The 12959-nt window shown below is 43.0% G+C and carries 11 protein-coding genes; 8 read left to right on the top strand and 3 right to left on the bottom strand.

Annotated elements, in window-relative coordinates; all coding sequences use genetic code 11:
- Positions 1-8 precede the first annotated feature (8 nt).
- The 3 genes from MgSA37_RS10945 to MgSA37_RS10955 all read left to right on the top strand — a co-directional run bounded on the left by MgSA37_RS10945 (position 9) and on the right by MgSA37_RS10955 (position 3127).
- Positions 9-1175: a DUF1015 family protein gene (locus MgSA37_RS10945; protein ID WP_157750534.1), complete on the top strand. Its 1167-nt coding sequence runs from the start codon at positions 9-11 to the stop codon at positions 1173-1175.
- Entirely contained in the window at positions 1172-2155 is a 984-nt protein-coding gene (locus tag MgSA37_RS10950) for an NAD-dependent epimerase/dehydratase family protein (RefSeq protein WP_096351896.1), read from the top strand. Before MgSA37_RS10945 ends, MgSA37_RS10950 begins: the two co-directional genes overlap by 4 nt.
- 126 nt (positions 2156-2281) lie before the next feature.
- Positions 2282-3127, top strand: coding sequence for a sigma-70 family RNA polymerase sigma factor (locus MgSA37_RS10955; RefSeq protein ID WP_096351898.1), 846 nt, complete (start codon positions 2282-2284; stop codon positions 3125-3127).
- Between the two features lie 442 nt (positions 3128-3569).
- Here the strand turns inward: MgSA37_RS10955 and MgSA37_RS10960 are convergent, their stop codons facing one another.
- Positions 3570-3839, bottom strand: a complete 270-nt coding sequence (locus MgSA37_RS10960) for a hypothetical protein (RefSeq protein ID WP_096351900.1) — start codon at positions 3837-3839, stop codon at positions 3570-3572.
- A gap of 652 nt (positions 3840-4491) precedes the next feature.
- Between MgSA37_RS10960 and MgSA37_RS29730 the strand changes: the two genes are divergently transcribed.
- Positions 4492-4686 carry a GH36 C-terminal domain-containing protein gene (locus tag MgSA37_RS29730; protein ID WP_096351902.1) on the top strand — a complete coding sequence of 65 codons (195 nt, stop codon included), beginning with the start codon at positions 4492-4494 and terminating at the stop codon, positions 4684-4686.
- Between the two features lie 497 nt (positions 4687-5183).
- Positions 5184-5771 (top strand): RNA polymerase sigma-70 factor, encoded by a 588-nt coding sequence (locus MgSA37_RS10970; RefSeq protein ID WP_096351904.1) that lies wholly within the window; start codon positions 5184-5186, stop codon positions 5769-5771.
- A gap of 181 nt (positions 5772-5952) precedes the next feature.
- Here MgSA37_RS10970 and MgSA37_RS10975 read toward each other — a convergent pair whose 3' ends face one another.
- On the bottom strand, positions 5953-6372 hold the full coding sequence (locus MgSA37_RS10975) for a nuclear transport factor 2 family protein (RefSeq protein ID WP_197706121.1): 420 nt from the start codon (positions 6370-6372) through the stop codon (positions 5953-5955).
- A gap of 192 nt (positions 6373-6564) precedes the next feature.
- Positions 6565-7461, bottom strand: a complete 897-nt coding sequence (locus MgSA37_RS10980; protein ID WP_096351908.1) for an NmrA family NAD(P)-binding protein — start codon at positions 7459-7461, stop codon at positions 6565-6567.
- 95 nt (positions 7462-7556) lie between these two features.
- Here MgSA37_RS10980 and MgSA37_RS10985 point away from each other — a divergent pair, with 95 nt between their 5' ends.
- The 3 genes from MgSA37_RS10985 to MgSA37_RS10995 all read left to right on the top strand — a co-directional run bounded on the left by MgSA37_RS10985 (position 7557) and on the right by MgSA37_RS10995 (position 12952).
- Positions 7557-7910 carry a winged helix-turn-helix transcriptional regulator gene (locus MgSA37_RS10985; protein WP_096351909.1) on the top strand — a complete coding sequence of 118 codons (354 nt, stop codon included), beginning with the start codon at positions 7557-7559 and terminating at the stop codon, positions 7908-7910.
- Between the two features lie 131 nt (positions 7911-8041).
- On the top strand, positions 8042-9217 hold the full coding sequence (locus tag MgSA37_RS10990) for a FecR family protein (RefSeq protein ID WP_157750535.1): 1176 nt from the start codon (positions 8042-8044) through the stop codon (positions 9215-9217).
- A gap of 192 nt (positions 9218-9409) precedes the next feature.
- Positions 9410-12952, top strand: a complete 3543-nt coding sequence (locus tag MgSA37_RS10995; protein ID WP_232010840.1) for a TonB-dependent receptor — start codon at positions 9410-9412, stop codon at positions 12950-12952.
- Positions 12953-12959: the final 7 nt, after the last annotated feature.

Raw genomic sequence — 12959 nt, forward strand, 5'->3', positions numbered from 1 at the left:
CTTTATCTATGGCGATAATTAAACCCTTTAAACCGATCCGTCCCAATCCATTTTTTGTGGACCAGTTGGTATTTACAAAGCCTCAGGCAGAGTCTGTGTCGGGACACAGGGTACTACCATTAAAGACCCTTCTGGAAGAAAATGCAAGATTGAGGCCGGAGACCCCGGAAGGGCAGGAGCAGGCCTACCAGGATATCCGGGAGAACCTAAGGCTATTGCTGGCAGGTGGCCAGCTATGGGAGGAAAAAACGGCGGGATACTATGTCTACGAAGTGGTCCACAGGGGTTACCTGCAAACCGGTATCTGGGCGCTGACTGCCCTGACAACAGATGCTGTGCAGAACATCCGCCTGCATGAACTGACATTTGCCGATAGCGTGCGCCGGATCAGGAACTACAGGGAGCATACGGGCCTGGAGGGGAGCCCGATTTTGTTGGCTTATCCGGCTGTTCAGCATGTCAATGCGATGATAGAGCAGGTAAAAGCTGAACAGCCAAAATCCAGCCTGGGTAACCAGCATGGTCTTCACCGTCTGTGGAAGATTGAAGAGACGGGGATGCAACAAGCACTGGCAGACGCCTTCTCGAAAATCCCAACCGTATATCTTGCTGATGGACATCACCGGCTGGAAGCGGCTGCTTTATCGCCATTTAAACATATCTCGTCGCTGTATATGGGCTATGACCAGCTGAGGATTGAACCTTACGATCGCATTGTGATCCCCGACAGGGCTGTGAGTATTGTAGAGCTTTTCGGTTTTTTAAGAAACGATTTTTACCTGCAGGAAGTAACGGGGAATCTGCCGGTGCGCCCCCGCCATCCCGGCAATTTCGGGATGTGCATAAACGGCGAGTGGTATCATCTGAAGGCCAGAGATCATTCGGCTTTTGCTGACGCAGCAATATTGCAGGAGCGTGTGCTGGCTCCATTTTTTGGTATCAGTGACCCGAAAACAGACAGCCGTTTGAAATGCGCCGGTGGTGAAAAAGCGCTGGAGGAAATTGGTGCAATCTTCCAGGCGCACCCCGGGGCAATTGCTTTCACGCTTTGCCCATTATCGGTTGCCGAACTGGTCAGGGCAGCTGATGCAGGTCGGGTGTTGCCGCCAAAATCCACCTGGATCGTGCCAAAAATCCCTTATGGTTTGTTGATACATAACATTGAAAAAATATGAAAAAAGACAAAATACTGGTCATCGGCGCCTGCGGACAGATTGGCACCGAGTTGGTTGCCGCTCTTAGATACCAACATGGAAATGATAAAGTCATAGCAGCTGACAAGGCTACGGAGGCAGATATGGTACTTGATGTTTTAGAACATCAGGCACTCGAAACCGCCGTGAAAGAAAACAGTGTAACACAAATTTACCTGCTTGCGGCAATGCTATCTGCAAACGGTGAACAGAACGCAGACGGCGCCTGGAAATTGAATGTACAAAGCTTACTGTCCGTCTTAAAAATCGCCAGGGAACAAAAGCTTGATAAGGTGTTTTGGCCAAGCAGTATCGCCGTATTCGGCCCCGGGGCGCCAAAATACCATTGCCCCCAACACACACGAATTGAACCCAACACGGTTTATGGTATCAGCAAACGCGCGGGAGAATACTGGTGCAATTATTATTTTGAGAAGCATGGCGTCGATGTCCGGAGCATTCGCTTTCCGGGCCTGATCTCCTATACTGCTCCACCGGGTGGCGGGACAACGGACTACGCTGTGGATATATTCCATAAAGCGCTTGAAAAGCAGCGTTATACTTGTTTTTTGACAGAAGATAACTGCCTTCCAATGCTGTATATGCCCGATGCGATAAGGGCAACCCTGCAATTGATGGCAACACCGGCTGAGCAACTTACGATCAGGACCTCGTACAATATTGCCGGAATGAGTTTCGCACCGTGTGACCTGGCCGCAGCGATAAAAAAGCATATTCCTGAATTCAAGATCAGCTATGAACCCGATTACAGGAACGCCATTGCAAACAGCTGGCCGGCAAGTATCAGGGATGACCAGGCGAGAAAAGACTGGGGTTGGGAACCGCAATATGACATGGCAGGGATGGCAAAAGATATGCTGGAACAATTAAGAAGGATAAAAAAGACGGTCCAGTCGACGGTTATTGCTGCGCCGGTAAACTTCCCGGATTTTGTCGGCTGAACTGCCGGACAGTGAATGTTCTTCAGAAGAACCGAGCAAAGTGATCCTCCATTTATTTTTACTGAACGCAGGCAGGGACGACTCGGCTAGCGGGTTTCACCAGATCTGTTAAATATTTTATTAATGATGAGAAACCTTCAAATTACGCAGGCAATTACCAACCGGGAAAATAAATCTGTTGAATTTTATTTTACTGAGATTAGCAAGGAAGAATTAATAACAGCACAGGAAGAGGTTGTACTGGCACAAAAAATACGGAATGGTGACACGGCGGCGCTGGAAAAGCTGGTTAAAAGCAACCTTCGTTTCGTGGTTTCTGTTGCTAAAAAATACCAATATCAGGGATTGCCTCTTAGCGACCTGATCAATGAAGGTAATCTCGGCCTGATAAAAGCTGCCCATCGTTTTGACGAAACCAGAGGGTTCAAATTTATTTCTTTCGCCGTCTGGTGGATCAGGCAAAGTATTGTATTTGCTATTGCTGAAAATGCGCGTATGATCCGCTTGCCGTTGAATAAAGTTGGGGATATTACAAAAGTTAACAAAGCGATATCGAGGATCGAACAGGAAACACTAAGGGAACCTACCATTGAACAAATCGCCGGCTACCTCGGTGTGAAAGCCGACAAAGTCAGGGATGCGCTGTATTATGCGCCCTGGACGAGCTCAATTGACGCCACTTTTTGCGAGGAAGATGAATATTCGCTTTTGGATAAGCTACCCCTCGAAACAGATGCAGCAGATCACGTGCTTGTAGCGGAATCTGTTCAATATGAAATTGACCGTTTGCTTTGTGGACTAACGTCTAGAGAACGGGAAATTATTGAAATGACCTACGGTATGAAAGGCGGATTCGCCATGTCACCCATAGATATTTCAAAGAACATTGGGATGTGCGCCGAACGAATCCGCCAGATTAGGAACGCCGCCCTTGACAAACTTCGTAACAACGCAACTGTTTCAGCAAGATAACCGGCATTAGGATTTGTTCATTTAACGTGATTTGTATAAGAAAAAATCTTCTTCCCTTATTCCGAACTCAGGTTATTTAAGTTGTTTGAAGAAATCGAGATTCGTAAAAATGAAAAATACTGATATTGGGAAGCACTGTGCCATATGGTTGAAGTCCGATCCTTCTTGGATTCAAGGCGAACCCCAATCGGACTAAACTCGAACCGCTTGGCTAAAAGTATGAGAGTTTCGTCCGTAATTATCTAACGGGTTCGAGCCAGTTCTGGAGAGCCAGAGTGGGCAAGCACTTAAAACGGTCGCGTGCCCTTGTTTTTTTATCACGTAACTCATTGTTCATCATATAAATAAAAGAGTATAATTCAGACACAAAAGCGGTTCGATGGTGCAATTCTTCAAAAGTGATTTTTTTGGGGTACATCGAATCAATTATTTCTATTTTATTCTAAATTATTGATTGTGAGTAGATTACATCAAGTCGGGTCAATCGTTCGATTGCTTTAACCACAATTGGAACAATATCTTCTTTCTGCCTTTTCGCATTGATCGTTTCAGCAAGCTTTACTTCCAAAACTTCTAATTTATGCTCGTTTTCAGACTTGATGGTTTTGTAGTCACTCGCATCAATATCGCCATTGAGAAATAACTCCCGTGCCCTTGACAATTTTTCATTAAGCTTGTTGATCTCTTTTAATAACTCAGCGCGGCTATCCATTTGGCTGTTCTGATTATTGTAAGTGTCAGTTATAACCCTTGTAAACAGCTCCGCATGTTCGGGGGCTAATGATAAACTGTTTTAACTGATCTTCAAATACTTTGTTAACCTCTTCGGCTGTATACCTACAGCCACTGGCAGATGAACAATGGTAATAATAGTAATACCCTTTCCGGTCTTTTGAAGCAGGCCGCATAGCGTACGACTGTATTTAGAACAGCGTATAAAGCCCCTTAAAGGCAACATATCCGGCGATAGAACCTTTGTCTTAACTTCTTTCTCGTTGCCGTTTAAAACGTCCTGAACATCGTAAAACAAAGACTCTGAAATCAACGGTTCGGGTAAACCTTTCACCGTACGGACATCTTCATCCTTTTATTTTACGATCAATATTTTACCGCAATAAACAGGATTACGTATTGCGCAAAGGAAATTATTTCGCTTACTTTTCAGACCCATTTTGGCAGCCTTGTAAAATACTTCCGAGGAAGAATATAATCCTTTAGCCAGTTCCTAAAAAGCCCATTCCATAATTGTGGCCTGTGGGGAATTTAATGCGATATATTTCTAACCGGTTTCATCATGCCGGTTAAGGTAACCAAACGGGGGCCTGTGATATCCAGCGGCCTTCCTTTCCTGCTCTGAGTAAGCCATAAAAAGTCGGCTCAAAGGACTCGACCCTCTAAAGCGATACAAGTTAACAGAGGTTAATCTTTATCCCGGAAAATCGTGCGGTGTCAGTTTGCAAAGTGTCTATTCAGCCGATTTTTTGATGAAAGTTGGCTTTAATCCAGAAGTTGACACCGATCATACCAGTGTTGTTATTACCCTTCATGCCCTTGAGTAAGATTGATCTTTATGATTTAAGGATTACACAAATGTTTACTTATAATACCCAGCATTTTATATCCACTAAGTAACCAGTCTTGAAAAAAGTTCAACGAATATTTCTAAAAATATCCAATTAAAGGCCGGATCTAACTAAGTACTGCTTAAAATCAGTGAACCAGGCTCAAAGCTTGCCTTTTCCCGCCGTTGTGAAACCTCTTTAATCGTCTCAGCAATTCGCAAATAAGAGAAATAAACAAGGATTGTTTATAACAAACCTTGTTTATAAATTGCAACAATTCTCTAACAATTTGTATCCTTGTAAATTATATCTGAATAAAGATTCATTTCAGACGGACCTAATTTAATTTTGAGCTTATGAAAAAAAAATTACCCAAGTGGGCACTTTTTAAGTTCGGGGTGTTTTCTGTTGAAAATAATATATTTCCTTTCCCGGTATTAATCTTATCTTTTTCAATGGATTCTTTTCCTTTAAATGATTCGGTATAGGTATATATGTTGAATTACAACTTATATACCGACGATGAACTTGCATCTTTGCTAAAGGAGGATGATCAGGCAGCTTTTACCGAAATTTATAAGAGGTACTGGAAGAAGATGCTTTTAATAGCATGGAACCATAGCAATGATAAAGACGCATCAAAGGATATTGTTCATGAGATTTTTATTTCCTTGTGGGAACGGCGTCATCAGGTAGAAGTATTAAATCTTGCAGCTTTTTTAGTCACGTCGGTTAAATTCAGCATTTTTAAATACTACCAGCGCGAAAATCGCCGGGCGGAGCTTGCACGGCAGAATTACGAATTTAATGAGTTAACCAGCGATGAAGAGAAACTTGATGCCCTTTTCCTCCAGGAATATATTAACGGCATAGTAGAGGAAATGCCGGAGAAATGCCGGTTGGTTTTCCGTTATAGCCGCGAAATGGGAATGAAAAACAATGAGATTGCCAGCAAGATAAACATTACAGAAAAAGGCGTAGAGGCCAACCTCACAAGGGCCTTGAAAATTATCCGCTCCGAGCTTAAAAACTATGGCTGGATGATACTGATAATTCTTCAAATAGTTTATTTTCTTCTTTAACGGGCATATTTCCGTGTTCGTTTACCCCAATATTGTCATTATTCACAGTTTATCATACACTTTATTTATAAGTAATCATAAACTTTTTGATGACGATAATCTTGGGTGTCCAGTCCGTTTTTAAATAAAAAAGCAGAACTTCATTGAAATCCTGCTTACAGATAGGATATTGAGTTTAAGATCAATCCTTAGTCGAAGAAAGCATCACTGCCAGGGAATCCATGTAATCGCGCCAATGAACAATTTTCCGGTCATGAATGGTAATAATAGAGCAAAAGCGGTTGTCATAGAACTTTCCGGTGGAAGGTACAATGCCATGGACTTCGTACTCCAATATGATAACATTTTCCGGCCGCTGCACTTTGTACACGCCCAAATGATCCGCCGAATGCAGGACATTACTATATCCGCTGAACCAGTCCATATAGGCCCCGCGGCCCTCTATCTTGTTGGTAAAGCCCGGGAAATTGTACCGGAACTCAAATACGGCATCTTCGGCAACCGCGTCCCAAAAATGCGGACCATCCACCTCCCCTTGAAGGCCTTCCATAATAATGCTGAAAAACGGTTCAGCATTTTGGTTAATTAGTTTCTTTTCCATATACATAAATGCTTATTTTAATGCGTTTCTTAATTCTGCGGCAGCCTGCAGCACGGACGATTTTGTTGCAGCGAGGTGAGCGGGCGGGTTGCCATTAATAGTGTTTAATGTAAGTACTGAAATAAAAATGAATTGATTAGCTTTAATGATTTTATGCGTTTCATGATCGTTCGTTTTAAAAAATATACTTTATTAAGCAGCGCGGTATGCCGGAGCGAACACATTCTCGGCGAATAACTCTGCACTCGTCGGTGATGAATTCCAAGCAGTTCGCCGCTGGTAGTTCATGATGCCGTTTTTCAGGGATGTCTCCATGTTAACAATATCTTCGGCCACGTTTTCGGAGATGCCCTGGCTGATCATTCCCGCCTTGGCTTGTTCAACCGGAAATTGTACCAGCTGCAAATCCAGCTTCCCGATCGATCTGCCAATGATGCCGGTGATCTCGTTAAAAGAATAGTTCCTGTCACCGAGAATGGGCCTTACCACTTTGCCCTCAAAATCCAGGTTGGCCAGTTCCTTCGCGGCAACAACAGCGACATCGCTGGTTGCTACCATAGGTATCTGGTGATCTGTATCTGCCGTGGTACCATTGATTCCCATTTTTTTGATCAGGTTGATATTGAGCAATGCATTATCAAGGAAATAAGCCGAACGTAGGTGCATGACATTGACGTCCTTCAATTGATTCAGCTTCACTTCCTGTTCGGCAAGGCCGGCAATAATGCCGTTGCCTTCATGCAATTGCGCACCCGTGCTGCTCAGATTCACTACATATTGAATACCTGATCTTTTGATCGCCTCAATAGTAGCGTCGCCAACTTCCCTTTGGAACTCCCTGTAGTTGACCGCAGTAAAATTGGGTGGCAGTAATATAAAGGCGCTGTGGGCACCTTGAAATGCAGCAGTCAATAGATCAACATCGGTGATATCACCCGCAAGTAGTTCCGCCCTGGTCCCGCCGAACCTTTTTTCGAGGTCTTCCGACCTGGCAATTAATTTAACATAGTGTCCTTCCTTAATAAGGAGGTCTGCGATCTTACCGCCAACTTTGCCGGTAGCACCTAATACAACAATTGTCTTTTTCATGATTTTTTTTCTTTTTGTTGAGGCCAAATTTCTATATTTGATTTCATAATAACCAGTATATACTTATTTGTACTATAGTATCTAAAAAGAAAGTAATGAGAAAAACAACGTCAACTAACTTTTCTAACGAAGAAGCGCTGGCTGCTATTTGCCCCATGCACAATGTGATGCGGGTATTGGGTGGGCGCTGGAAGATCGCTCTATTGTACTTTATCCATCAGGGTCATCACCGGTTTGGTTTATTGCAAAAGAAAATGCCATTTATCACCACGAAAATGCTCAGCGCCCAGTTAAAAGAACTGGAGCGGGACGAACTGGTGAACCGTAAGATATATGCAGAAATGCCGCCACGGGTGGAATATTCATTGACCGAGAAAGGGCAAACCTTATTACCAGTATTGGAAGACCTTTATAGTTGGGGAGAGCAATACATCCCGGCCCAGGCATAAGAATCGCACAGCAATAAGACTACAGACGTGTATGATCAACTATGAATTTTAACAAATATTTAAAAAATATTCTAACAACCATGTAGGGTTAAGCCTTTCCTGTGGTACTCACCTGTATAAACCAACACCAATTGGACCAGGAACGTATTTACATCTTAATTCAGAAGTATCGGGATAATACTGCATCTGAAGCTGAAAAAGAGGAATTGTTAAAATGGTATCGCCTGACGGCATACCAGGATGCTGAATTTCCTGAAAGTGAGGACGCCGCAGGCGATTTTATGCTGTCTCGCCTTCATCGTGAAATAAATGCAACTGCCGGAAGTACCCACTACAAGAAGTGGTTAGCCGCCGCGGCTGTCCTGTTAATCGGCGGCGCATCATGGTTATTTGTTTCAAAATTTTCTGGTGGCGCAGACAAAACCAGCATTGCTTCAATACAGAAAAATGATATTGCCCCCGGTGGCAATAAGGCCATATTAACGCTTGCTGACGGTTCAAAAATATCATTAACCGATGCCGGGAAGGGAAAAATTGCAAGTCAGAGTGGTATTCAGATCACTAAATCAGCTAATGGCGAGTTGATCTATACCATAAAAGTATCCGGAAGCACCAATGCCATACCTGCCACGCCGGGCTTAAATCAACCAATCGCGTTTAATACGATTGAAACACCAAAGGGAGGACAATTCCAGGTGACTTTGCCTGATGGCTCAAAAGTGTGGCTCAACGCACTCTCATCTATTAAATTCCCGGTAAACTTTAATGCTGCGAAGGAACGCCGTGTTGAGTTAAAAGGAGAAGCATATTTTGAAGTTGTGCATAAGGCGATGCTTCCATTCAGGGTAGTAAGCGACAAACAGGTTGTGGAGGATATCGGAACACACTTTAACGTAAACGCTTACGGGGATGAATCAAACATAAAAACCAGCTTGTTGCAGGGCAAAGTTCGCATAACAACTGAAGGTAAAACTGCCGTCTTGATTCCGGGGCAGCAGGCCACTATCGCAAATGGCATCAAAGTTACCGAGGTAAATACCGATGAGGTAATCGCCTGGAAAAACGGCTATTTCAATTTTGATGATGAAAAATTGGAGAACATCATGAAGAGCGTAGCAAGATGGTATAATGTTGATGTTGTTTTTGAAGACGAAAGTTTAAAAAGAGAAACATTTGGTGCAATTACAACCCGTTTCGCCAATATTTCAACATTACTAAAAATTATGGAACAAACCGGCGACGCCAGGTTTAGTATCGAAGGGTCGACTATTAAAATAAGCAGGAGAAAATCACATCAGTCCCTCTGATTAAAAATCAATAATTAAACCAAATTAAACCCAATTAAATGATGAGAAACAGAGCAACCCCACCTTAGAAGATTGAGAAGAGGTTTATTTATAAAGCAGAGCAGGAGCACTCGCGATGCCCCTACTCTAATGGCTTATTTAAACCCAAATGCAATTGTCATAACATTTTTTACTTAAAAACAGCCTTAACAAATGTATAAAATTTTTACTATAAACATTTGTAAGCCTTCGGGCTACGCAAAGAAATTTCTTCGTATCATGAAGATTGCCACGTTTATCCTCTTTCTTGCCTTTATGCACGCAAGCGGAACAGTTTTTTCTCAGAAGATAACGTACAAAGCAGATGATGTCTCCTTAAAAAAGGTATTAACTGAAATTAATAAACAAACCGGGTATAACGTTTTCTGGTCGCCAAAAAGCATAGAAAACACGCACAAATTAAATGTAGATTTTCAAAACAACTCAGTCGAAGAGGCCCTGAATATCTGTTTAAAAGATTTCAAACTTACTTATACCATTGAAGGAAAAACCATCATTATTAAAGATGCATCAATTACCAATACCCCTGCAAATATCCCTTTAGCTTCAATTATAGCTGATATTACGATTACCGGAACAGTAAGAGACAATAAAGGTGCAACGATGCAGGGTGTAACTATTTCGGTAGTTGATAATCCTAAAGTGGGCACAGTCACCGATAATAACGGCAAGTTCATCTTAGACGTTAAAGACGGTGCGGTGATCAGGGTTTCTTTTATTGGCTTTTTTCCACAAACCTTTACGGTAAGCAAGGAGAATAAGCTATTTAATATTGTTTTGCTGGAAGATGTTAAACAGACGGAAGAAGTAGTGATCTCGGCCTATGGCAGAAAGCAGCGCAAGGAGGCTGTAGTCGGATCGGTAACAACGATAAGCCCCGCTGAATTGAAAATTCCGGCAAGTAACCTTACCAACGCCATAGCCGGGCAAGTTGCAGGTGTTATTGCCTACCAGCCAAGCGGCCAGCCGGGACAGGATAATGCACACTTTTTTATAAGGGGCGTAACCACATTTGGTTACAATAACACGCCGCTGATATTAATTGATAACGTTGAGCTTTCAACAGACGACCTGGCTCGTTTACAGGTAGATGACATTGCCAGTTTCTCGATATTGAAAGATGCCAGCGCTACTGCACTTTACGGGGCGAGGGGCGCTAACGGTGTTATCCTGGTTACCACCAAAGAAGGTAAAATCGGTAAAACCACTTTGAATTTCAGGTATGAGAATTCCATATCGCAATCAGCTCAAACATTAAAGCTGGCCGACCCTATTACCTACATGCGCCTTTTTAACGAGGCTACCACAACCCGCGACCCATTGGCACAGTTGCCTTTCTCACAAAACAAGATCGACAATACCATAGCTACGCTGGCAAATGCACCGGGTAGTAATCCCTACGTATATCCTGCAGTTGATTGGCTGAATATGCTGTTTAAAAAATCAACCGTCACACAAAGGGCGGATTTGAGCGTTAGCGGCGGAAATGAACTTGCGAGGTATTATGTTTCAGGGTCATACAGTATTGATCATGGTTTGTTAAGAGAAAACATACAGAATAATGTTGACAATAATGTAAATTTCAGGAACTACCAGATCCGTTCAAATGTTAATGTTAACCTTACCAAAACAACGGAGCTTATTGTTCGCCTGGAAGGCATGTTTAATGAGTATAACGGGCCCATCACTTCGGATGGTTCATTTCAAACTGATTTGTACAACATTGCAGTTCACACCAGCCCCGTATTATTCCCTGCGTACTTTCCGGCTGATTCGACCAACCGGCTAACCAAACATATTTTGTTCGGCAATTCCAGCGGCCCCGGAGGCAGTGCCAGTAATGATATACAGGATAATAACCCATACGCGGCCCTGTTGCGCGGACATAAAAATTCTTCCGAGTCCAGGCTGTCCGCTCAATTGGAACTTAATCAGAATTTAAGGTTCGTAACAGATGGCCTCGCGTTTCATGCTTTATTCCATATCAACAGGTTTTCGTATTGGGAGTCATCCGCTTCCTATTCGCCTTATTACTATAACGTAGCAAGTTACGACAAGACCAGCAATCAATACACGCTTGCCTGGTTAAACCCGCAAACTACCGGTAATAATATTGCAAGGGAATACTTATTATTGTCGCGCGACCCAAACACGGATAACCTTAACTCATTTGCTTTTTTACAGGGTATATTGAATTATGATAAGAAATTCGGGAATCACAGCGTCAGTGCGTCATTAATTTCTACCCAGCAGCAAACAACCTATTCCCAGGTTTCTGATCTCGAAGCTTCATTACCCTACCGTAATTTAACTGTCGCGGGCCGTGCTACCTACTCGTATAAGAGCCGCTATTTCCTTGAGTTTAACTTCGGATATAACGGAACGGAACGTTTCTCGGCGCAGCACAGGTTTGGCTTTTTCCCAACAATAGGCGGAGCATGGGTTATATCAAATGAAAAATGGTGGGATAACGCGTTAAGCAATGTGCTTCAACGGTTAAAATTGCGGGCAAGCTATGGTACTGTCGGGAATGACAATATCGGTTCACAACGATTTTATTATCAATCTAACGTAAATCTAAATGGCGGTAACCCGGCTACTTTTGGTACCAATAATGGATACACACGTAATGGCGTAACCATTTTAAATTATGCCAACCCGGATATTACCTGGGAAACATCGCGCCAGCTTAACCTGGGCCTTGAGTTCACTACTTTAAAGGATTTGAATATAGTAGCGGAGGTATATAAATACCATCGGTATAACATTTTACAAACACGTACATCAATACCGGCAACTATGGGCCTTGAGTCTAATATCGCAGCCAACCTTGGGACTGCAGATACAAAAGGTATTGATATACAAATGGATTATAAACACTCATTCGGCAAGAATTTTTGGTTACAGGGGCGCGGCAGCTTTACCTACGCCGAAAGTGTTTATGGCAATTATGAAGAGCCGCAATATAATGAGGCCTACCGTTATGAAACCGGGCAGCCAATTGGTCGCCAGTACGGATATGTTGCGGAGCGTTTGTTTGTTGATGATAATGAGGCCAGAAATTCACCAACTCAAATATTTTCAACAGGAGGCATCGCGCCGCAGGGCGGAGACATTAAATACCGCGATTTAAACGGCGATGGTAAGATTGATGGTGCAGATGAAACGTTTATCGGGTATCCAACGATTCCTGAAATTGTTTATGGGTATGGAGTATCTGCCGGGTATAAAAATTTCGACCTGTCTGCATATTTCCAGGGGCAGGCAAGGGTGTCATTCTTTATTGACCCTAACAGAGTTAGTCCATTTATCCAAAGCCCCGACCCTTATATTATTGGCAATACACAATTATTACAGGCATTTGCTGATAATCATTGGTCGGAAGATAATCAAAACCTTTACGCCGAGTACCCACGCCTTGGCGTAACCGGCAACCAGATAGAGAATAACCGCCAGAATAGCACCTGGTGGATGCGCGACGGAAGTTTTCTTCGCCTGAAATCATTGGAGGTTGGTTATACTTTGCCGAAGCTGATATCACAAAAATTGAATATCACAAAATGCCGCATCTATTTTAACGGATTGAACCTGTATACCTGGGCTCCCTTTAAATTATGGGACCCCGAGCTTGGGGGTAACGGATTTGCTTACCCCATACAGAAGGTCTTCAATATCGGCATAAACGCAACTTTATAGATTATTT

The sequence above is a fragment of the Mucilaginibacter gotjawali genome, from assembly GCF_002355435.1.
In the GTDB taxonomy this organism is placed as follows: domain Bacteria; phylum Bacteroidota; class Bacteroidia; order Sphingobacteriales; family Sphingobacteriaceae; genus Mucilaginibacter; species Mucilaginibacter gotjawali.